We start from the raw sequence: 21218 nt of genomic DNA, 5'->3' as shown, positions 1-21218 counted from the left end.
TCAGGGCTTTATATTTCGATTATAAATTCTCATAGTTTGAGTATTTCTTTGATCGTTTCTTTAATGTACTGGATGCCAATGGTGAAAGATACAACTGACTGGTTGTGATAACAAGAGATTTATATGAACCCTTCGCGAGATTGCAAAGGTTTTGATCTTTCGTTTTTAAAAAATATTGAATTTCCTCTGAAAATTGAACGGTGTCTCGATCAATAATGGCTATGATTTCATCTGTACGTACCATGACATCTTCTCCAACATGTATGTACAAGGTAACACCTCATTTCAATCTTTTCATGGATCCGGCTTCCACTTTGAAAGTAGTCGCCTCATTTAAGGTTTGGTGATCAATACCGTCCACATTGGTCGTAGTCACAAAGGTTTGAACTTTTCCCTGGATGGTATTTAATAAGTGGGACTGACGGTAATCATCTAGTTCAGATAAGACATCATCCAGAAGTAAGATGGGATATTCTTTAATTTCAGAGTGAATCAGCTCGATTTCTGCAAGCTTAACCGAGAGGGCTGTTGTCCGCTGCTGCCCCTGTGATCCGAATGTTTGAACATCCCGGTCATTCACAATGAATTGAAGATCATCCCGATGGGGACCGACAAGAGTCACACCACGATCGATTTCCCGCTCCCGTATATCATTGAATTTCTGCTCATATATATCTACCATTTTTGACCATTCTTGATTATCTGATACATCCAATGACGGTTTATATACGATTTCCAGCGTTTCAAGGTTTCTTGAGATCCCTGAATGAATCGGTTTAGCCCAACTTTCCAGCAGCCGAACGAATTCAAATCGTTTCTTCGTGATTTTCACTGCCATTTCAATAAACTGTTCCGTCAGGACATCAAGCATGGTCTGGTCTTTTTGCTTTCTCGTTTGCAGTTGTTTTAAATAATGATTCCGTTGCTGTAGTATTTTTTGATAAAGGCTAATATCATGTAAATAGACAGGAGAAACCTGACCGATTTCCATATCGATAAAGCGACGCCTTACTTGAGGGCTCCCTTTGACCAAATGAAGATCTTCAGGTGCAAACATGACAACATTCATATTCCCGACATATTGACTCAATTTAGATTGTTCAAGGTGATTGCTTTTCGCTTTTTTTCCCTTTTTCGACAGGACCAGCTCCATAGGCAATGCACCATTATACTTTTGAATCCTACCTTTTATTTTAGCATATTCCTGATCCCAACGGATTAAATCTTTATCATTTGAGGTCCGGTGGGATTTAGCCATTGCCAGAACGTAGATCGACTCCATGATATTGGTCTTCCCCTGGGCATTTTCTCCAAGAATGACGTTCACTTTATTCTCGAAACTCACGTCGATGGATTCATAATTCCGGTAGTTTCTTAACTCTAACTGTTCAATGTACATGGACATAACACCCTTTATTATTCTCCTGCAACCACAAAGACCCCTACTTCAGGAATTTCAACTTTGTCACCAACCGTGAGTTTTCTCCCTCTTCTTTGGTCTTGTTCCCCGTTTATGTATACTTCATATTCACTTAAGAACCATTTCGCCATACCGCCGGACTGAATCACTTCAGCAAGCTTCAGGAATTGTCCCAATGTGATGATTTCTGTTCCGATGGTGATCTCTTTCGCCACTAAAATCACTACTTTCCGTATAAAGTCTCTAATATCTTATTTTACTCTAAATGGAGTTAAGTCACAACTAGCGATAAATGGATAGGATCGTGCTAATTGATTCCCGCTACATATGCTCGCTTTCCAGCCCTCGTGATGTTGAGCATCTTCACAACCTATGAAGCTTGTTTCGTTCACAATAAAAGAAAAAAGCATCAAAAAAGCCAACACCTGAATTTTTTCCAGGGTGCTGGCTTTTTGGTTTTTTAGTAAGTCCTTACAGGAAGGATCAATTGAAGAATGGAGTCATCATGAAGTGGCTTCAATACGAATGGGCGCATTGCTCCAGTGAAGTTCACATAGATTTCGGTTCCTTCAATTGCTTTTAACGCATCCATCATATATTTCGCGCTAAAGGAGATTTTCAGTTCTTCTCCCTCTATGGATTGACTTTGAACCTGCTCGATGACTTTACCTATTTCAGGTGTATTGGAAGAAATTTCAATGACGCCTCTATCCAGAGTAGAAAGTTTGACGACATTATTACGTCCTTCTCTCGCAAGCAGCGATGCACGATCGATCGCTTGTAAAAATTCTTTTGTATTTAGCGTCAATTCAGTTTTTGTGTCTGAAGGAATTAATCGGCTTGTATCAGGATAATTCCCTTCCAATAGTCTTGAGAAGAATAATAGGTGCTTTGCCTTGAATAAAACTTGATTTTCCGTAATGACGATTTCAACAGGCTCATCAGTATCATCAAGGATCTTGTTCAACTCATTTAAACTCTTTCCTGGAATGACAATGTTGTATGATGCATCGTGGTTTGTTTCAATCGGTGCTTTTCGCATGGCCAGTCTGTGACTGTCTGTTGCAATACAGCTCAGTTCCCCGTTTTCGATCTGGCAGTTTACACCTGTCAAGATAGGACGTGTTTCTGAGGTGGACACTGCGAATACCGTTTGTCTGATCATGGTTTTTAGAAGATCGGTTGAAACTTTAATACCGTTTCCTTCTTCGATTTGAGGAAGATGCGGATATTCTTCAGGATCTAATCCATTCAAATTAAACTCCGCCTGACCTGAACGAATAACGGTCTGGAAGTGATTTTGGACTTCAATTTCCACTGTATCTTTCGGTAATTTCTTTACAATTTCACTAAAGAACTTGGCTTGAAGAACAATTCCTCCCGTTTCCATGATTTCTACAATTTCTGAGCCATCTTCTTCATTTGGAATGAAAGACTCGATTGAAATATCAGAATCACTACCTGTTAAGGTAACGCCGTCTTCTGTAGCAATGATTTTAATTCCAGTAAGAATGGGAATCGTCGTTCTTGACGTTACGGCTTTCATGACATCTTGGACACTTTGCACTAAATGATCCCTTTGAATAACGAATTTCATGATTTATTCCTCCAATTTGCACATAATTTTTTGGACTGAATCATATACTAATAATTTATTTAAAAAATAGTAATAGAAGTAGTAGGGCCTGTTGATATGTGGATAAGTGTGTGAATCGAACGTAAACACAGCCTATCCACATGTGGACAGACTGTGTACTAGTCAGACTCAGTTATTCACATTATCCAATTAGGGTGTGTATGAAATCAGCCCTTTAAAGACTCGCGAATTTCCTTTAATTGCTGCTGAAGAAGTGCATCAGTTCCAAGTAACGTACTGATCTTCTCATGAGCATGGATGACGGTGGTGTGATCCCTTCCGCCAAATTCTTCCCCGATCTTAGGGAGAGAGGAATCCGTCATTTCCCTGGATAGATACATGGCGATCTGTCTTGGGAACGCAATCGACTTTGTTCGTTTCTTTGCTTTAAAGTCCTCCAGCCTCACGTTGAAATGTTCACCCACGACGCGCTGGATTTCTTGAATAGTAATGGCTCTTGGCTTGGAGCTAGGAATGATATCCTTTAACGCTTCAGCTGCAAGATCCGCATTGATATCTTTATTTATAAGAGATGAGTACGCGACGACACGGATCAGTGCGCCCTCTAACTCACGAATGTTGGAATCGATTTGATTAGCTATATAAAGCATGGCTTCATTTGGGATATCGAGCCCTTCAGCCTTCGCTTTTTTCCGTAAGATGGCAATTCTCGTCTCGAGATCCGGAGGTGTGATATCTGTTATCAATCCCCATTCAAATCGGGAACGAAGTCTGTCTTCAAGTGTCGGAATCTCCTTCGGCGGCCGGTCACTTGAAATGACAATCTGCTTGCTTTCTTCATGTAACGTATTAAAGGTATGGAAAAATTCCTCTTGCGTTTGTTCTTTCCCTGCTAAAAATTGAATATCATCAATCAATAAAACATCGACACTTCGGTATTTATTGCGGAAATCTACTGCTTTATTGTCCCTGATGGAGTTAATGAATTCGTTTGTGAATTTTTCAGAGGATAGGTATACCACTTTGGCAGCGGGATTATGCTCCAGTACATAATGACCGATGGCATGCATCAAGTGGGTTTTTCCAAGACCGACTCCCCCATAAATAAACAAGGGATTATAGGCTTTGGCTGGTGCTTCAGCCACAGCCAAAGAAGCGGCATGGGCGAACCGGTTGCCCGAACCGATCACGAATGTGTCGAACGTGTATTTAGCGTTCAGCATGTTTTGATTGATATCCTGCTGATCGTCATCTTTCATCGACTTTGGCGGTATATGAATATCAAATTCTTCCGGCTCCTGATTTTGAGGAATGATAAATTTTACGACTAATTCTTCGCCCGTAATATCATACAAAACCCCTGAGATTAGCTGAGAATAACGACCTTCCAGCCAATCTCTTGCAAATTCATTTGGAGCTGTAATCACAAGGGTGTCCCCTTGAATGGAATGGGCCTTAGTTGATTTCAGCCAAGTATCAAAACTTGGCTTACTGATTTTTTTTTCGATATTTTCTAAGGCCTTGCTCCAAAGATCCCCGATATTCTCCAATCCTGATCCCTCCTTTTCTTGTTTTTGTATAACTCCTGTACAACCATTACGTGCTATGCATTCCCTTTGCAGTCGTTATTTTTATAAATATACAAGATGCTGAATGTGGAAATATATATAATAAGGAAAGAAAATGGGTTTTCGACAATATCCACCACTTGTGGACAACGTTTTACAAACCCTCTGTATAAGTTACCCACATGATATCCACATTTTGTGGATAAGTTATTTATGTGAACCTAGTTATCAAGAGTGAAAACACAATAATCATATCAAAATATCCTTAGTGGTGCAATGCTTTTTAAATTTTATCCACAACCCCCATCCCTTGTGGAATGATTTTGTCCACAACCCAAGAACTTGTGAAAAAGTTGTCAATATGTGTTGTGGATAATTTAAAACCATGTCGAATCCTATCCACAGGCAGGCTGAATAGAAAAATGGGACAGGGTTTGTAGAAGGAAATAATGACTAATGAATGGCAGTGATTATCTGATGTAACCTTAAAAAGAGTTTTTGATGAAGCGAGTAGTGGTTGATTTCCGCTCCAGGTGCTCGCTTTCCGCGGGGCTGGCGGTGAGCCTCCTCGGCTTCGCCTGTGGGGTCTCACCTGTCCCGCTTTTCCCGCAGGAGTCGAGCACCTTCCGCTCCAATCAACTTTATGAGCATGGAATTTTCTAATTTAAAATGTGAAGAATCTAATTGTAGTCATAAGCAAACTATTCTTCTTTAAATGTTATGATCCACTACAGTTGGGTTGGTAGTTAAAAATCAAACTTCGCAATTAGTTCTTAACTATTAAAAATAACTAGTGCCTTTTTTAAAGCAATAGACCTTTAGAGAGTGGCTAATAAATAAATTTTATTGCTCTGTTCATTGATCTTTCTTTAGGATTGGAAGGAGATTTGCGAGACTCCTGCGGAAAAACGTGCTGGGAAAGACCCCGCAGCGAAGCGAGGAGGCTTGCCCGCTCGTCCGCGGAAAGCGAGCGTAATCTCCTTCCAATCCAGTACTACGCTAATAGAACAGAGTATTGGTTGAATAATTAACATGTAAAAATCCATAAAAAACTTCTAATGAAGTAACAGTTAAAAAGAAAAATAATCTGAGTGTTGACTTTTTATGGGTACCGTCTTTATAATAGTGAGGAATGTCTTTAACTTTTTAAAGATATCCTTCAGGGAGGTGTCATAGATGAAAAGAACGTTTCAACCAAATAACCGCAAGAGAAAAAAGAATCACGGTTTCCGTGCACGTATGAGCTCTAAAAACGGACGCAATGTTTTAGCTCGCCGTCGCAGCAAAGGAAGAAAAGTATTATCTGCCTAGACCACTGAACTGACTCAGTGGTCTTTTTTTTCCTTTCCACTAAGTAAATAGACGATTTGGCTCATTCGTATTTTGATTTACCGTAAAAAGAACTTATAATTTCATATGGATGAGCCAATAATGTCGAGGTTAGATCAAGTCAAATTTGAAAAACAGGTGTGGTCCATGCGGAAAGAGCAAAGAGTAAAGAAGAATAAAGAGTTTCAAGAAATATTTAAAAAAGGAACATCCGTTGCGAATCGTCAATTCGTCTTGTATCTATTAAAGAAGGAAGATCCTCAGCCCTTTCGAATTGGAATTTCCGTCAGTAAGAAAATCGGAAATGCTGTATGCCGGAATCAGATTAAGCGGTATGTTAGGCAGGTATTCTTAGAATTACAAGATGAGGTTCACGATCAGTACGATTATCTTATCATCGCCAGGAAACCGGCGGCCGAAATGAATTTTCATGAGGTGAAGGGGAGTCTCACCCATGTTTTAAAAAGAGGAAAAGTATTGAAAAGGTCTTCTTATGGCAAATATGATAAGAAGAAGTCATAACATTTTGAGAGAATGACAGGTTTCGTCATCACAAGCCCTCAAAAAGATGTTACAATACGAGGGATTGTACTTTATTAGTACGGGATGATGGTACGTGTTTATATTATATTTTTGAAAGATATTAGTTGGGAGGAAAATAAGGGTGAAAAAGAGAATTATAGCCTTAGTGGGTATCATTGGGCTAATGGCTATTCTATCAGGTTGTACGGATTATAATAAACCGATCACATCTGAGAGTAGCGGAATCTGGAATGAATATATTGTCTATCCTTTATCACAATTAATTACAATGGTTGCGGAGTTCATGGGTGGATCCTATGGATTGGCGATCGTGATTGTTACGTTGCTGATCCGTACAGCCATTCTGCCATTGATGATCAAGCAAACGAGAAATTCAAAAGCCATGCAGACTTTACAACCTGAAATGAAGAAACTGCGTGAAAAATATAGCTCGAAAGATGCACAAACTCAACAAAAGCTTCAGCAAGAAACGATGGCATTATTCCAAAGTCACGGGGTGAATCCGTTAGCGGGTTGTTTCCCATTAATCGTTCAAATGCCGATCCTGATTGGTTTCTACCATGCGATCGTGAGAACACAGGAAATAAAAGCGCATAACTTCTTATGGTTTGATCTTGGTAATCCGGATCCATACTATATCTTACCTCTAGTAGCAGGTTTAACGACGTTTATCCAACAAAAGCTCATGATGGCTGGTACAGCGAATCAAAATCCGCAAATGGCGATGATGCTTTATATCATGCCGGTCATGATCATCATTTTTGCGATTAACTTCCCTGCAGCTCTATCCTTATACTGGGTGGTCGGAAATCTATTTATGATTGCACAGACATACTTTGTTAAAGGACCTGAGATCAAAGAAGCGCAAGCAGCCAAAGCTGGTGGGAATTCGGGAGGAAAGAAAAAGTGAGAGAAGTAGAAGCGACTGGTCAAACGGTGGAAGAAGCCATTGAATCAGCCTTGTCTCAACTGAATATCACCAAAGAAGAAGCAGAAATAGACGTCATTGATCAAGGTAAAAAAGCATTATTCGGATTGTTTGGTGGTAGACCTGCGATCGTTCGAGTGAAGAAAGCGATCGACCCTGTAAATGAAGCGAAAGAATTTCTATTATCCGTTGCACGTGATATGGGCGTGGAGGCGACCATAGAAGTAAAAAGAAATGGAAGAGATGTGGAGTTCAATATTTCCGGTGAAAAAATGGCTCTCTTAATCGGTAAGAGAGGGCAAACGTTGAATGCCCTTCAACATTTGTCCCAATTGGTTGCCAACCGGGTATCTGGCCAGTTCATCACGATTTTGTTAGACGCGGAGAACTACCGCGAAAGACGGAGGGAGACGCTGACAACGTTAGCGGAACGCCTGGCAGAAAAAGCATTGCGCACAAATCGTTCCGTTTCATTGGAACCGATGCCGTCTTATGAACGGAAAGTGATTCATACAGCATTAGTGGATTCAAAAAGGGTCGATACCCACTCTGAAGGCAGAGAACCTAATCGATATATTGTCATTGCTCCAAAATAATGAACGACGATTCCTTTCGGGGGATCGTTTTTTTGTTGGTATGGAAGCTGGTGAAAGTTTTCATATTTTGTAAAACGACAGGTACTTCTCACAAAAATGGAGTGATCATTCAAGCATACTGATTTCCGCTATTTCATCTCTTACATCCTTTCCCCTCCTGCCATTCTTATTTTCCTCCCGGTTTATTGTTATTCACATGTGGATAAGTTAAAATAATAGAGATGAGAGGTCACCTGTGTGGATAACATTGGCGACGAACTGAGGGTTTCCTTTCTTTAGTATTGATACGGATTGTGATATTCTAATAATTTGGGGAAACTTTGCTTTCTACTATACATTTCATATAAATAGATCAGCTATAAGAGAGGTGAATATTATGGAGTTCGATACAATTGCAGCCATATCCACTCCGATGGGAGAGGGAGCAATCGCCATTGTGCGTTTGAGCGGTAATCAGGCATTTGATATCGGTGATAAAGTCTTTAAGGGAATGAAAGGGAGTTCCATGAAGGAATTTGCTTCTCATACCATTCATTATGGACATATTGTAGATCCTGACACCGAACGGGTGGTGGAAGAAGTCATGGTGTCTGTGATGAGGGGGCCGAAGACGTTCACACGCGAAGACATTATCGAGATCAACTGCCACGGTGGACTTGTGTCAGTCAATAAAGTATTGCAGCTTGTATTGAAAAATGGGGCAAGACTGGCAGAACCGGGTGAATTCACGAAGCGGGCGTTCTTAAATGGTCGAATCGACCTTTCCCAGGCTGAAGCCGTGATGGACCTGATTCGGGCGAAAACGGACCGGGCCATGAATGTAGCCCTTAATCAGATGGAAGGACGCCTTTCCAATTTGATTCGTAAGCTTCGTCAGGAAATTCTCGAAACGCTTGCTCATGTGGAAGTGAATATTGATTACCCGGAGTATGATGATGTGGAAGAAATGACGCATAACGTATTATTGGAGAAATCCAGAAGCGTCCGGGATGAAATAGATCACCTGATTCGCACATCCGAACAAGGGAAGATCCTGAGAGAAGGACTTTCAACGGTGATCATCGGTCGGCCGAATGTAGGGAAATCTTCCCTTTTGAACAGTCTTGTTCACGAAAATAAAGCCATCGTAACGGATATACCGGGGACAACCCGTGATGTGATTGAGGAATATGTCAATGTAAGAGGCGTTCCATTGCGCCTTGTTGATACGGCAGGGATCCGTGAAACCGAGGACATCGTCGAGCGGATTGGCGTGGAACGTTCCAGACAAGTATTGAAGGAAGCGGATCTCATCTTACTGGTACTCAATTATGCAGATGAATTAACGTTCGAAGATGAGCAGTTGTTTGAAGCAGTGAGAGGGATGGACGTCATTGTCATCGTGAACAAAACCGATCTGCCTCAGAAGATTGATATAGATAAGGTAAGGAATCTTGCCGAGAATCACCAGCTGGTGACGACAGCTTTACTGGACGAACAGGGAATAGACGAATTGGAAGAAGCGATTTCTTCGTTATTCTTTGCAGGATCCATTGAAGCGGGGGATATGACGTATGTATCCAATAGTCGTCATATCGCTATACTCCATCAAGCGTCTCTTGCGATCAACGAAGCAATCGACAGTGTGGAAATGGGAACACCCATCGATATCGCTCAGATCGACTTGACGAGAACATGGGAGTTATTAGGTGAAATCATCGGGGACAGCGTTCATGATAGCTTGATTGATCAGCTGTTTTCTCAATTCTGCTTAGGAAAATAACCACTATTATATGAGGACTTTACGTCCTACGAGGAGGAAATAACAAACCATGCAATATGACGCAGGTCAATATGATGTCATTGTCATTGGTGCTGGCCATGCCGGAGTTGAAGCGGGACTTGCTTCTGCACGTATGGGAGCGAAAACGTTAATGGTCACCATTAACTTGGATATGGTTGCCTTTATGCCGTGTAATCCATCCGTCGGTGGACCGGCCAAAGGAATCGTTGTAAGGGAAATCGACGCTCTCGGTGGAGAGATGGGTCGTAATATAGATAAGACGCATATCCAAATGCGTATGTTGAATACAGGGAAGGGCCCTGCTGTACGTGCATTACGGGCACAAGCAGATAAGTTCCTGTACCAGCATGAAATGAAACGGACAATTGAAAATGAACCGAACATGACCCTCCTGCAGGGAATGGTCGAGGAATTGATCATTGAAGATGATGAGTGCAAAGGTGTCGTAACGATGACCGGCGCTGCTTATCGTGCCAAAACTGTTGTCATCACAACAGGTACATTCCTCCGTGGGGAAATCATCCTGGGAGATCTGAAATATTCAAGTGGACCTAATAACCAACAGCCTTCCATTAGACTATCTGATCATCTGCATGAGCTTGGCTTTGATACGGTCCGTTTCAAAACCGGTACACCACCACGTGTGAATAGCTCAACGATCGATTACTCAAAAACTGAAATCCAACCGGGTGATGACGTTCCACGTGCGTTCAGCTATGAAACGACCAAATACATTACGGATCAACTGCCGTGCTGGCTGACGTATACGAATGAACATACTCATCAACTTATCGATGATAACCTTCATCGTTCGCCGATGTATTCAGGCATGATTAAAGGAACAGGACCGCGATACTGTCCTTCAATAGAAGATAAAGTTGTGCGTTTCCACGATAAGCCGCGTCATCAGATCTTCCTTGAACCTGAAGGGAAAAATACACAGGAAGTATACGTGCAAGGATTATCTACCAGTCTTCCTGAAGATGTGCAGCAAAAAATTCTTCAGACCATCCCGGGCCTTGAAAACGTACAAATGATGCGTGCCGGATATGCCATCGAATATGATTCCATCGTACCGACACAATTATGGCCGACTCTTGAAACGAAAAAAATTAAGAATCTCTACACGGCAGGACAAATCAATGGGACATCAGGTTATGAAGAAGCAGCTGGTCAAGGTTTGATGGCCGGGATCAATGCCGCATGCAGTGCCCTGGATAAAGAAGAAGTCATCTTAAGTCGTTCCGATGCCTACATCGGGGTTCTGATCGATGACCTGGTGACGAAGGGGACGAACGAACCTTATCGCCTACTTACTTCCCGTGCGGAATATCGTTTGTTGCTGCGTCACGATAATGCTGATCTTCGCTTAACGGATATCGGACATAAAATCGGTTTGATCTCAGATGATCGATATGAACGCTTTTCAGCGAAGAAAGAAGCGATCTCTACCGAGAAGGCACGTCTTGAAGCCATTCGCATTAAGCCGACTGAAGAAACGCAAAGTATCATCCGTGAGGCAGGGGGAAGCGAGCTGAAAGACGGGATTCTGGCAGCGGACCTTCTAAAGCGACCTGAAATGAATTACAGTCATATTAAGTCACTCGTCCCAAGCGAAATCGCACTTGATCCCGATGTAGAGGAACAGGTGGAGATTCAAGTGAAATACGAGGGCTATATTGAAAAATCCCTTCAACAGGTCGATAAAATGAAGAAGATGGAAAACAAACGAATTCCTGATAACATTGATTACAGTGCGATCAGCGGTTTGGCTTCTGAAGCAAGACAGAAATTGATTGAGGTCCAGCCTCTTTCTCTTGCACAGGCGTCCCGCATTTCAGGCGTGAATCCTGCAGACGTGTCCATTTTGATGGTCTATATTGAACAGGGCAAAATCGCCAAGGTATCCGGTGATCAATAGAAGTAAAGGAAGGATCATCTCATGAACGTAAATGAATTTCAATCAATGCTTGAGGAGAAGGGGATTTCCCTTTCTTCCGGGCAGCTACATCAGTTTGAACGCTATTATGAATTGCTGGTTGAATGGAATGAAAAAATGAATCTGACAGCCATCACTGAGAAAGAGGATGTCTACTTAAAGCATTTTTACGATTCGGTCAGTGCAGCCTTTTATGTGGATTTCACAGAAGTTCAATCCCTTTGTGATGTTGGGGCTGGTGCCGGGTTTCCAAGTATCCCTCTTAAGATTTGCTTCCCGCACCTGCATATTTCAATTGTTGATTCCTTGAATAAGCGCATCACATTTTTAAATCATTTATCGGACGAGTTAGGACTTGAAAACACAAATTTTTATCATGACCGTGCCGAGACATTTGGAAAAGATAAGGCACATCGCGAAAAATATGATATGGTTACAGCAAGAGCTGTAGCAAGAATGTCCGTCTTAAGTGAGTTATGCCTTCCCCTTGTAAAAAAGGGCGGGTCCTTTGTCGCCATGAAAGCTTCCAATGTGAACGAAGAGCTGTCGAATGCAAAGAAAGCGATCGGAACGCTTGGTGGACAAACGGACAAAATGTATTCGTTCCTTCTTCCTGAAGAGGAAAGCGAGCGTAATATCGTGAAAATCAACAAATTGAAAGAAACACCTAATAAATATCCCAGAAAACCTGGGACACCCAATAAATTACCGTTAGAATAGTAAGGTCATCCTCCAGTAATAGTAGACTAATGGAAAACCGTCGTCTTTTAGGAGGCAGGAACTTGACCTGTTTTAGAGAATATTAATTAAGGGAGTTTCTTAAAGGTGGTGTAGGAAGATGAAGCATCCTTTCTCTCGTTTTTTTGGCCTAGGTGAAAAGGAGCAAGATGTTGAATCTGAAGAGTCGAATGTAGTGGAAGAAGATCGAGATGAAGTGAGAAAGATACCTGTATCACAAATCATCCCGAATCGCTTTCAACCAAGGACTGTGTTTAATGATGAAAAGATAGAAGAGTTATCACGAACGATACACACTCATGGCATTATCCAACCGATTGTGGTGAGACAATACGATGATGACCAGTTTGAAATCATTGCGGGAGAACGACGTTACAGAGCCGTTCAAAAGCTTGGCTGGGAAACCGTTCCGGCGATTGTTAAGAATCTGAATGATACAGAAACTGCTTCTGTTGCATTAATCGAGAACTTACAAAGAGAAGAGCTCTCTCCTATTGAAGAGGCAATCGCATATGGAAAACTGTTGGAATTACATGATCTAACTCAAGAAGCCCTTGCTCAACGCTTAGGAAAAGGACAATCAACCGTGGCGAACAAGCTTCGTCTCCTAAAGCTTCCAGAAGAAATTCAATCAGCCTTATTAGATAAACGAATCACAGAACGTCACGCCAGGGCTTTGATTCCTTTAAAGAATCCGGAAAAGCAAATTCAGCTCCTTCAAGAAATCATTGAAAAAAGCTTGAATGTCAAACAGACCGAAGACCGGGTTGTGAAAATACAAGAAGGAACGAATCAGAAGCCGAAGCCTAAACGCAAGGCATTCAGCAAGGATATGAGAATTGCAGTGAATACGATTCGCCAATCCCTATCCATGGTGTCCGATAGCGGAATCAATCTCGATTCAGAAGAAGAAGAGCACGAGGAATTCTATCAATTCACCATTCGTATTCCCAAAAAAAAATAGATTAGCAGATTAAAAGTGAGAAACAGTGTGGTTTCTCACTTTTTTGGTGGAAAAGCGGGAAGACGGTCAGTAAATCAAGTTCTCCAATTTATGGATGCACCCGTCTTTTTTGGGAAATTGACAGACAATTATAAGGGAATTTTGATAGAATAGAAGAATACTGTGAAAAAATATAGTCAATTTCAGGAAGTCAAAAGGTAGGTGACAACCTTGGGCAGAATTGTAGCCGTTACAAACCAAAAGGGCGGGGTGGGAAAGACCACGACATCCGTCAATTTGGGGGCTTGTTTAGCTTATATAGGGAAAAAGGTTTTACTCGTAGATATCGATCCTCAAGGAAACGCCACGAGTGGTGTCGGTGTAGAAAAAGGTGATGTACAGCAGTGCATCTATGATGTATTAGTGGATGATGTAGATGTAAATGACACGATTAAGCAATCAAAAGTAGAGAACTTATCCATCGTCCCTGCAACCATTTCACTCGCTGGAGCGGAGATTGAATTGGTCCCGACCATATCCCGGGAAGTGCGTCTGAAGAAAGCTCTGGAGAAGGTTAAAGACGAATTCGATTATATCATCATTGACTGTCCTCCATCACTTGGCCTACTGACCATCAATGCGTTAACCGCATCAGATGCCGTCGTCATCCCGGTTCAGTGCGAATATTATGCACTTGAAGGGTTGAGCCAGCTGTTGAGCACGGTCCGTTTAGTACAGAAGCATCTGAACCATGACCTGATGATCGATGGAGTGTTGTTAACCATGTTGGATGCCAGAACCAACCTTGGAATCCAGGTCATCGAAGAGGTTAAGAAATATTTTCAAGATAAAGTGTATCGCACAATTATCCCACGTAACGTTCGTTTAAGTGAAGCACCCAGTCATGGTGAACCGATCATCATCTATGATGCTAAATCCAGGGGAGCAGAAGTTTACTTAGAACTAGCAAAGGAAGTGGCGGCGAATGGCTAAAGGTTTAGGAAAGGGCATCAATGCCCTCTTCACTAATATGCAAACAACTCAAAATGAAGAATCCGTTCAGGAAGTGAGCCTGAAAGAATTAAGGCCCAACCCCTACCAGCCGCGTAAAATCTTTGAGCCACAGGCCATCGAAGAGTTGAAAGAATCGATTCTCGAACACGGGATCCTTCAACCGATCATTGTCCGTAAGTCCATCAAAGGATACGAGATTGTGGTCGGTGAGCGTCGATATCGTGCAGCGACAGCCGCTGAATTAGAAACGGTTCCTGTCGTTGTCCGTGAGCTGAACGATCAACAGATGATGGAGCTAGCGGTCCTTGAGAACCTGCAACGGGAGGATTTGACCCCCATTGAAGAGGGCGCAGCTTATCAAATGCTCATGGATAAACTGAAGCTTACGCAGGAGGAATTAGCCAAACGATTAGGGAAGAGCAGGCCGCATATCGCAAACCATATCCGTTTGCTTACCCTTCCGACACCCGTTCAGGAACTCCTGTCCGAAGGGAAGTTATCAATGGGACATGGACGTGCCCTGCTTGGATTGAAGAACAAAAAGAATTTGTCACCGGTTGTGAACCGCATATTGAAAGAGTCCCTGAACGTTCGACAGTTAGAGAAAATCATCCAGGAATTGAATGAGAATGTTCCACGTGAAACAAAGAAGTCCGACCGAAAAGACGTCTTTATACAAGAACAGGAATCTCTTCTTCGTGAACGTTTCGGTACCACGGTTACGATTAAACAATCGAAGAAAAAAGGAAAAATCGAGCTGGAATTCTTCTCTAAGGAAGATCTGGAACGGATTTTAGAATTGCTTCAGTAGTGAAAAAAAGGAATGGGACTGTCTAAAGTGGGATGCTTCATTCCATGTTAAGACAGTCCTCTTCCTTATGGTACATATAAAAAACTATTCTTCGGGAAATAAACATAAGGGGAAAACGTCATGGTACTATTAGGAACGCTTGTTAATGGGGTATGTATTATTATCGGGACCCTACTGGGGAAGATCCTGCACCGCATACCTGAAGATATGAAGGGAACCGTCATGAAAGCGATAGGGCTTGCCGTCATCGTGCTTGGTTTACAGATGGGGCTGAAAAGTGAAAACTTTCTCATTGTGATTATCTCACTTACCCTTGGTGCTGCCTGGGGAGAGTGGATGAATCTTGAAGACAGACTGAACGCCTTAGGAAACTGGTTGGAAAAGAAGCTCGGCAGCAAGAAAGAAACCTCGATCTCTCAAGGGTTTGTAACAGCGACCCTGATTTTTGTCATCGGGGCCATGGCCGTGATCGGTGCGTTGGATAGTGGTATCAGGGGAGATCATGACGTTCTTTTGACCAAATCGATCATTGATGGTTTCACTTCACTGATCCTAACGACGACACTTGGGATCGGTGTCATGTTCTCGGCTATCCCTGTCGTACTTTATCAGGGTTTTATCGCCTTATTTGCGACGCAGATTCACCAATGGGTGCCTCAAGAGCTCATGGATGCCTACATAGTCGAAATGACCTCAACCGGTGGGATCATGATTTTTGCAATCGGACTTAATCTCCTCGGTGTAACGAAAATCAGGGTCGCCAATTTACTTCCTGGAATTATCGTGGTGGGCATCGTCGTCGGGATCATTCACGCATACCAGATGTATATGTAAACAAAAAGGGAGATGACGTGAGTGCGTCATCCCCCTTCTCTATTGCTGCATTTCTTCACGCCATTTTTCAATACTCACGGCATTTCGCCTTTCTACTGAATCACCTGCCAGCACAATGGCTTCAGCGATCGTCTTGGCCATTTTCATCACAAGGTTCAAGCGTGTATTTTGTAATACAAAGAATTCCATAAATCCACTGACATTCACAATCCCTGTCAGATGAATCTCACCGACCTCGGGCAACTCCTTATTTACTCCGGCACCGGGTTTCAAAGGACCTTCACTTAACTGAATGGCTCCCACGCTTTTTAACCGGCCGAGACAGGCATCTACCCCGATGATAAAGGGGTTGATATGTTTAGTTGCAATATCCTTGAGCTTCTCTTCAAGATTCACGGCGTGGATCGGATCATCCAGTGTTCCGTACACATGAAATGGTTTAATATCCTGTTCCTCTATCAAGGTACCAACCAGAGGACCTAATGCATCCCCTGTCGATCGATCGGTACCGATACAGACAAATACGATGGGTCTTGTACGATAATAAGTGGGAAGCATCGACGACAATTGAACGGAAAGATCCTGTGCCGCACGCTCTTCCTGATGAAGGACTCTAAAGGGTTCAGGTCTTCGTTCAAATAATCCTTTTTTCAGATTCATCGCTTCCACTCCTTTGGATGTGTTCAAAGGGATGACCTTTGAGTCGCCGGCCCCTTATCCCACAGTCAATTTTTTAAGTATTATCAGTATACGGACGATTTCTTTTTTTCATACATAATATGGTCGGATTTTTCATAAAATAAAAATTTTCTTAAAACTATTCTTTATGAGGTTATATCTACACAATGAGAGGGAAAGTTGATAAAATAAGGAATACTTCTTATTGAATGATAAGTGGAGGTTCGATAAATGGGTCAGAAAGATACGAAAGAAACTGTCGATGAGACTCTTAAGAATATTACAGAAAGTAAAGCAGCCCAAAAACTTATAGACAATGAAATGTGGATCGCACTTGGTACAGGCGCCATAAAAATTGTTGCCATTATGGTGATTACCTATATCGCTTTAAGGGTAGGTCGGTCAGCAATCCGAAACGTATTCAAAGTACGTTCCCGCTCCCCTTTAAAATTTACTGAGCGACGGGAAGCCACTCTATTAAAACTCTTAGAGAATGTATTGACCTATGTGATTTACTTCATCAGTCTCATGACGATTTTGTCGACTCTGGATATTGATGTGAAAGGACTTATCGCCGGAGCCGGAATTGTCGGTTTGGCCGTCGGTTTCGGGGCGCAGAATCTGGTCCGTGATATCATCACCGGGTTCTTTATCATTTTTGAGGATCAATTTTCTGTAGGCGATTATGTGAGAATTGGTTCTGCAGAAGGAACCGTCGAAGAAATCGGATTGCGAACGACAAAGATCAAAAGCTGGACCGGCGAACTTCACATTTTTCCAAACGGCAATATTACGGAAGTGACGAATTTCTCCGTCCATAATAGTATTGCGGTCGTTGATGTCAGTATTGCCTATGAAGAAAATATTGAAGAAGCGGAAAAAGTGATGGAGGAGCTCCTTCTCTCTCTACCTCAAAAATATGAGGATTTAGTGAATCCGCCGGAACTCTTGGGAGTCCAGACTCTAGGAGCTTCCGATGTCGTCATCCGCATCGTTGCTGAAACGGTCCCAATGAGACATTGGTATATGGCCAGGATGATACGTAAAGAAGTGAAACTTTGCCTGGATGCGCATGGCATTGAAATTCCATTCCCTCGCATGGTGATGTATTCACGTAAAGATGAAGAAGAAATTCATCATCCACGGGAAGAGAAACAAAGAAGACTTGAAAGCGAATGAGGAGGAATAGGTAGTGGAGCCAAAGACTTTCACCTTAAATGATATTGTCGAGATGAAAAAGCCTCATCCATGTGGTACCAACCGCTGGAAAGTGATCCGTATGGGGATGGATATTCGCATCAAGTGTGTCGGATGCGGTCACAGTGTGATGATCCCCAGAAAAGATTTTGCGAAAAAAATGAAAAAAGTCATCTCAAGCGGTGAAGAAGAGTAAGTACTCTTTTTTTACCCATAATTCTTTTGGCCTAATCCATCTTGCGTCCTAATTAGCAAAGCATGAGAGCATTCAACCGTTGAATAGGGTTGAATGCTTTTTTTGTGGGATGATTTCCCCGAAGCTTCACTTGTCTTTTCCCTCTATTATCTCTATAATTGTGAAAGGTTCGACCGATTACGTGTTTTTCGATCTTAAAGGATTTTTTAATAGATAAGAATATAGATGAGGAGTGACCAAAATGGCATTAACAGCTGGTATTGTTGGACTACCTAACGTCGGGAAATCCACTCTATTCAACGCAATTACAAAAGCAGGTGCAGAATCTGCCAACTACCCTTTCTGTACCATCGATCCGAACGTAGGAATCGTAGAGGTTCCAGATCACCGTCTGGATAAATTAACTGAACTTGTAGACCCGAAGAAGACGGTTCCCACTGCCTTCGAATTCACCGATATTGCCGGGATTGTAAAAGGGGCGAGCAAAGGTGAAGGATTAGGGAATAAGTTCTTATCCCACATCCGTCAAGTGGATGCGATCTGTCAAGTTGTCCGTTGTTTCGCGGATGATAATATCACACACGTATCCGGAAAAGTGGATCCGATCGCAGATATTGAAGTCATCAACCTTGAATTGATCCTCGCTGACCTTGAGACGGTTGATAAACGGATTACAAGAGTTCAGAAAATGGCTAAACAAAAAGACAAAGAAGCGGTATTTGAGCACGACATCCTTGTGAAAATCAAAGAAGCTTTGGAAGCAGAACAGCCAGCTCGTACAGTTGAGTTCTCGGATGAGCAAATGAAGCTTGTAAAACAGCTGCACTTACTGACTTCCAAGCCTGTATTATACGTAGCGAACGTAAGTGAAGACGAGATTGCGGATCCTTCTAATAACGAATATGTTCAGAAAGTACGTGAATTTGCAAAAGATGACAACGCCGAAGTGATCGTGGTCTGCGCGAAAATCGAATCTGAAATCGCCGAACTGGATGATGAAGAAAAGGCGATGTTCCTGCAGGAGTTAGGAATCGAAGAATCTGGCCTTGATCAGCTGATCCGTGCTACCTACTCACTATTGGGACTAGCTACGTACTTCACAGCAGGTGTACAAGAAGTCCGTGCCTGGACGTTCCGTGAAGGGATGAAAGCCCCTCAATGTGCCGGAGTCATCCACACCGACTTCGAAAGAGGATTCATCCGCGCTGAAACCGTATCCTACGAAGACCTAGTCGCAGCCGGAACAATGGGAGCTGCCCGCGAAGCAGGAAAAGTCCGCCTCGAAGGTAAAGAATACCTAGTAAAAGACGGAGACATCATCCACTTCCGTTTTAATGTGTAAGTTTATCTGCGGTAGTCAGCGTTACCTACTGAAAGAGGAATTTAGTGCTGACGATGGGTATAAATGAGAATAGTTGAAACTCGCACACTTATTTTTAAATTGTTCTGGTTTAGAATTCAAGCCTACAGTTGATTGGAACGGAAAGCGAGCACCTGGAGTGGAAATCAACAGCACTCGCTTCTTTAATAAGCAACAACGATTACCCTTAAAAAGACTAGAATCCAATTCTAGTCTTTTTTTTACGTCATATTGCAATAATAGATAAGCTATGCTATAATTTTATTTCGTGAGTAATGAACGCATTGCTCCTTGTTCTTTCACAAAGAAAGGACCGCATAGACCACGAGGAGGTGACATTCAGATGAGAAAGTACGAAGTTATGTACATTGTCCGCCCAAACATTGACGACGAGTCAAAGAAAGCAGTAGTTGAGCGTTTCGATAACGTTTTAACAACTAACGGCGCGGAAATCATCGAGTCAAAAGATTGGGGTAAACGTCGTTTAGCGTATGAAATCAACGATTTTCGTGATGGTTTCTATCAACTAGTTAAGATGAGCGCTACTTCTGATGCAGTTAACGAATTCGATCGTTTAGCTAAAATCAGCGATGATATTATCCGTCATATCGTTGTTAAAGAAGAAGAATAATCCGCAGGTTTTTTAAGATATACACTTCTATCATCTGTTTCACGTGAAACAGTAAACTAGAAGGAAGGGGTTGATTCTGATGATGAACCGAGTTGTATTAGTAGGGCGTTTAACCAAAGACCCTGAATTAAAATATACTCCAAGTGGAGTGGCTGTTGCTTCGTTCACCCTGGCTGTCAATCGTAGTTTTACGAATCAATCAGGAGAACGGGAAGCAGATTTTATTAACTGCGTTGTATGGCGTCGCCCTGCAGAGAATGTAGCAAACTTTCTTAAAAAAGGCAGCTTAGCTGGCGTTGACGGTCGTATTCAAACACGTAATTTCGAAGGACAGGATGGACGTCGGGTGTTTATGACGGAAGTCGTAGCAGAAAGCGTTCAGTTCTTAGAACCGCGTAGTGCGAATCAAGGCGATCGTGGAGGAAGTCCGGGCTATTCGGGTGGAGGTCAACGCGACCAAGGAAATCCGTATAGTCAGAATCAGAATCAACAGCGCAACAATAATAACAACAACTATACACGTGTAGATGAGGATCCATTTGCAAATGACGGTCAGCCGATCGACATTTCCGATGATGATCTGCCATTCTAAACGAACGATACCAAACTTAACAAGATAGGAGGCGAAACAAATGGCAGGAGGACGTAGAGGTGGACGTAGACGCCGTAAGGTATGCTACTTCACAGCAAACGGAATTACACATATCGATTTCAAAGATGTTGATCTTCTTAAGAAATTCGTATCTGAACGTGGAAAGATTCTTCCACGTCGTGTAACTGGAACGAACGCTAAGTACCAACGTAAGTTGACTCGTGCGATCAAACGCGCTCGTACAATGGCATTGCTTCCATACGTTACTGGTGAATAATTTCATCGATTGAAAAGCAGCAGAGACTTGTCTCTGCTGCTTTTTTTATGCAGTTTTTATATACATTTATGCTTTTTGATGTAGAGAGTGGCGGTTGATTTCCGCTACAGGTGCTCGCTTTCCGCGGGGCTGGCGGTGAGCCTCCCCGAGGTCATAAGCTAAATGGCCCAAGAAGGCAAAAGAACGCCTTCTTAGCCCATTCATCTTATGCTTGTCGGGGCTAATCAAGCCGCCTCCGCTTTTC

At 42.4% G+C, this 21218-nt stretch carries 23 protein-coding genes; 17 read left to right on the top strand and 6 right to left on the bottom strand.

Going from position 1 to position 21218, the window contains the following annotated elements:
- Positions 1 to 19 precede the first annotated feature (19 nt).
- From remB to dnaA, 5 genes are all read right to left on the bottom strand, one after another.
- Positions 20 to 271 (bottom strand): extracellular matrix regulator RemB, encoded by a 252-nt coding sequence (gene remB, locus JI667_RS20735; RefSeq protein ID WP_206858302.1) that lies wholly within the window; start codon positions 269 to 271, stop codon positions 20 to 22.
- Positions 272 to 280: 9 nt separating this feature from the next.
- On the bottom strand, positions 281 to 1399 hold the full coding sequence (recF, locus tag JI667_RS20730) for a DNA replication/repair protein RecF (protein ID WP_206858300.1): 1119 nt from the start codon (positions 1397 to 1399) through the stop codon (positions 281 to 283).
- A gap of 17 nt (positions 1400 to 1416) precedes the next feature.
- Positions 1417 to 1635 carry a S4 domain-containing protein YaaA gene (gene yaaA / locus JI667_RS20725; RefSeq protein ID WP_206858297.1) on the bottom strand — a complete coding sequence of 73 codons (219 nt, stop codon included), beginning with the start codon at positions 1633 to 1635 and terminating at the stop codon, positions 1417 to 1419.
- 245 nt (positions 1636 to 1880) lie between these two features.
- Positions 1881 to 3017, bottom strand: a complete 1137-nt coding sequence (gene dnaN, locus JI667_RS20720; RefSeq protein WP_206858296.1) for a DNA polymerase III subunit beta — start codon at positions 3015 to 3017, stop codon at positions 1881 to 1883.
- 206 nt (positions 3018 to 3223) lie between these two features.
- A complete protein-coding gene (gene dnaA, locus JI667_RS20715) occupies positions 3224 to 4567 on the bottom strand; it encodes a chromosomal replication initiator protein DnaA (protein ID WP_206858295.1) in 1344 nt (447 codons plus the stop codon).
- Positions 4568 to 5761: 1194 nt separating this feature from the next.
- On the opposite strand from dnaA, the gene rpmH reads away from it, so the two are divergent.
- The 11 genes from rpmH (at position 5762) to JI667_RS20660 (ending at position 16043) form a co-directional block, all read left to right on the top strand.
- A complete protein-coding gene (rpmH, locus tag JI667_RS20710; protein WP_034764748.1) occupies positions 5762 to 5896 on the top strand; it encodes a 50S ribosomal protein L34 in 135 nt (44 codons plus the stop codon).
- A gap of 165 nt (positions 5897 to 6061) precedes the next feature.
- Complete coding sequence (rnpA, locus tag JI667_RS20705; protein ID WP_206858308.1) at positions 6062 to 6436, top strand: ribonuclease P protein component; 375 nt, start codon at positions 6062 to 6064, stop codon at positions 6434 to 6436.
- 142 nt (positions 6437 to 6578) lie between these two features.
- Positions 6579 to 7367, top strand: a complete 789-nt coding sequence (gene spoIIIJ, locus JI667_RS20700; RefSeq protein WP_206858294.1) for a YidC family membrane integrase SpoIIIJ — start codon at positions 6579 to 6581, stop codon at positions 7365 to 7367.
- Complete coding sequence (gene jag / locus JI667_RS20695) at positions 7364 to 7981, top strand: RNA-binding cell elongation regulator Jag/EloR (protein WP_206858293.1); 618 nt, start codon at positions 7364 to 7366, stop codon at positions 7979 to 7981. The genes spoIIIJ and jag overlap by 4 nt, the downstream gene beginning before the upstream one ends.
- A 376-nt stretch (positions 7982 to 8357) precedes the next feature.
- Complete coding sequence (gene mnmE / locus JI667_RS20690; protein ID WP_206858291.1) at positions 8358 to 9743, top strand: tRNA uridine-5-carboxymethylaminomethyl(34) synthesis GTPase MnmE; 1386 nt, start codon at positions 8358 to 8360, stop codon at positions 9741 to 9743.
- Between the two features lie 49 nt (positions 9744 to 9792).
- A complete protein-coding gene (gene mnmG, locus JI667_RS20685; RefSeq protein WP_206858290.1) occupies positions 9793 to 11685 on the top strand; it encodes a tRNA uridine-5-carboxymethylaminomethyl(34) synthesis enzyme MnmG in 1893 nt (630 codons plus the stop codon).
- A 21-nt stretch (positions 11686 to 11706) separates the two neighbouring features.
- Positions 11707 to 12423 carry a 16S rRNA (guanine(527)-N(7))-methyltransferase RsmG gene (gene rsmG / locus JI667_RS20680; protein WP_206858288.1) on the top strand — a complete coding sequence of 239 codons (717 nt, stop codon included), beginning with the start codon at positions 11707 to 11709 and terminating at the stop codon, positions 12421 to 12423.
- Positions 12424 to 12541: 118 nt separating this feature from the next.
- The gene (noc, locus tag JI667_RS20675; RefSeq protein ID WP_206858286.1) at positions 12542 to 13405 is read left to right on the top strand and encodes a nucleoid occlusion protein; all 864 of its coding nucleotides are present in this window, start codon (positions 12542 to 12544) and stop codon (positions 13403 to 13405) included.
- 210 nt (positions 13406 to 13615) lie between these two features.
- Positions 13616 to 14377, top strand: a complete 762-nt coding sequence (locus JI667_RS20670; protein WP_206858284.1) for a ParA family protein — start codon at positions 13616 to 13618, stop codon at positions 14375 to 14377.
- On the top strand, positions 14370 to 15209 hold the full coding sequence (locus tag JI667_RS20665; RefSeq protein WP_206858282.1) for a ParB/RepB/Spo0J family partition protein: 840 nt from the start codon (positions 14370 to 14372) through the stop codon (positions 15207 to 15209). Before JI667_RS20670 ends, JI667_RS20665 begins: the two co-directional genes overlap by 8 nt.
- Positions 15210 to 15329: 120 nt before the next feature.
- Positions 15330 to 16043, top strand: a complete 714-nt coding sequence (locus tag JI667_RS20660; protein ID WP_206858280.1) for a DUF554 domain-containing protein — start codon at positions 15330 to 15332, stop codon at positions 16041 to 16043.
- 39 nt (positions 16044 to 16082) lie between these two features.
- Here JI667_RS20660 and yyaC read toward each other — a convergent pair whose 3' ends face one another.
- Positions 16083 to 16703: a spore protease YyaC gene (yyaC, locus tag JI667_RS20655; RefSeq protein ID WP_206858278.1), complete on the bottom strand. Its 621-nt coding sequence runs from the start codon at positions 16701 to 16703 to the stop codon at positions 16083 to 16085.
- Between the two features lie 339 nt (positions 16704 to 17042).
- On the opposite strand from yyaC, the gene JI667_RS20650 reads away from it, so the two are divergent.
- The 6 genes from JI667_RS20650 (at position 17043) to rpsR (ending at position 20974) form a co-directional block, all read left to right on the top strand.
- Entirely contained in the window at positions 17043 to 17900 is an 858-nt protein-coding gene (locus JI667_RS20650; RefSeq protein WP_244668415.1) for a mechanosensitive ion channel family protein, read from the top strand.
- A 13-nt stretch (positions 17901 to 17913) separates the two neighbouring features.
- Entirely contained in the window at positions 17914 to 18114 is a 201-nt protein-coding gene (locus tag JI667_RS20645) for a DUF951 domain-containing protein (RefSeq protein ID WP_034764770.1), read from the top strand.
- 241 nt (positions 18115 to 18355) lie between these two features.
- Entirely contained in the window at positions 18356 to 19456 is a 1101-nt protein-coding gene (gene ychF, locus JI667_RS20640) for a redox-regulated ATPase YchF (protein ID WP_206858273.1), read from the top strand.
- A 361-nt stretch (positions 19457 to 19817) separates the two neighbouring features.
- The gene (gene rpsF / locus JI667_RS20635; protein ID WP_034764776.1) at positions 19818 to 20105 is read left to right on the top strand and encodes a 30S ribosomal protein S6; all 288 of its coding nucleotides are present in this window, start codon (positions 19818 to 19820) and stop codon (positions 20103 to 20105) included.
- A gap of 79 nt (positions 20106 to 20184) precedes the next feature.
- Positions 20185 to 20697 (top strand): single-stranded DNA-binding protein, encoded by a 513-nt coding sequence (gene ssb, locus JI667_RS20630; protein WP_044340263.1) that lies wholly within the window; start codon positions 20185 to 20187, stop codon positions 20695 to 20697.
- A 40-nt stretch (positions 20698 to 20737) separates the two neighbouring features.
- Positions 20738 to 20974 carry a 30S ribosomal protein S18 gene (rpsR, locus tag JI667_RS20625; RefSeq protein WP_034764780.1) on the top strand — a complete coding sequence of 79 codons (237 nt, stop codon included), beginning with the start codon at positions 20738 to 20740 and terminating at the stop codon, positions 20972 to 20974.
- Positions 20975 to 21218: the final 244 nt, after the last annotated feature.

Origin of the sequence: Bacillus sp. NTK074B (genome assembly GCF_017303375.1) — a bacterium.
Lineage (GTDB): Bacteria > Bacillota > Bacilli > Bacillales > Bacillaceae_B > Rossellomorea.
Note: the sequence above shows the minus strand (reverse complement) of the source record. Positions and strands in the feature narration are given on the sequence as shown.

Bases quoted from the DNA above. Each gene is read 5' to 3' on its own strand.
- ssb (WP_044340263.1), top strand. From the start codon at position 20,185: ATGATGAACCGAGTTGTATTAGTAGGGCGTTTAACCAAAGACCCTGAA.
- ychF (WP_206858273.1), top strand. From the start codon at position 18,356: ATGGCATTAACAGCTGGTATTGTTGGACTACCTAACGTCGGGAAATCC.
- JI667_RS20650 (WP_244668415.1), top strand. From the start codon at position 17,043: ATGTGGATCGCACTTGGTACAGGCGCCATAAAAATTGTTGCCATTATG.
- mnmE (WP_206858291.1), top strand. From the start codon at position 8,358: ATGGAGTTCGATACAATTGCAGCCATATCCACTCCGATGGGAGAGGGA.
- noc (WP_206858286.1), top strand. From the start codon at position 12,542: ATGAAGCATCCTTTCTCTCGTTTTTTTGGCCTAGGTGAAAAGGAGCAA.
- rsmG (WP_206858288.1), top strand. From the start codon at position 11,707: ATGAACGTAAATGAATTTCAATCAATGCTTGAGGAGAAGGGGATTTCC.
- mnmG (WP_206858290.1), top strand. From the start codon at position 9,793: ATGCAATATGACGCAGGTCAATATGATGTCATTGTCATTGGTGCTGGC.
- rpsR (WP_034764780.1), top strand. From the start codon at position 20,738: ATGGCAGGAGGACGTAGAGGTGGACGTAGACGCCGTAAGGTATGCTAC.
- rpsF (WP_034764776.1), top strand. From the start codon at position 19,818: ATGAGAAAGTACGAAGTTATGTACATTGTCCGCCCAAACATTGACGAC.
- JI667_RS20665 (WP_206858282.1), top strand. From the start codon at position 14,370: ATGGCTAAAGGTTTAGGAAAGGGCATCAATGCCCTCTTCACTAATATG.
- rnpA (WP_206858308.1), top strand. From the start codon at position 6,062: ATGCGGAAAGAGCAAAGAGTAAAGAAGAATAAAGAGTTTCAAGAAATA.
- yyaC (WP_206858278.1), bottom strand. From the start codon at position 16,703: ATGAATCTGAAAAAAGGATTATTTGAACGAAGACCTGAACCCTTTAGA.
- recF (WP_206858300.1), bottom strand. From the start codon at position 1,399: ATGTACATTGAACAGTTAGAGTTAAGAAACTACCGGAATTATGAATCC.
- JI667_RS20660 (WP_206858280.1), top strand. From the start codon at position 15,330: ATGGTACTATTAGGAACGCTTGTTAATGGGGTATGTATTATTATCGGG.
- dnaN (WP_206858296.1), bottom strand. From the start codon at position 3,017: ATGAAATTCGTTATTCAAAGGGATCATTTAGTGCAAAGTGTCCAAGAT.
- rpmH (WP_034764748.1), top strand. From the start codon at position 5,762: ATGAAAAGAACGTTTCAACCAAATAACCGCAAGAGAAAAAAGAATCAC.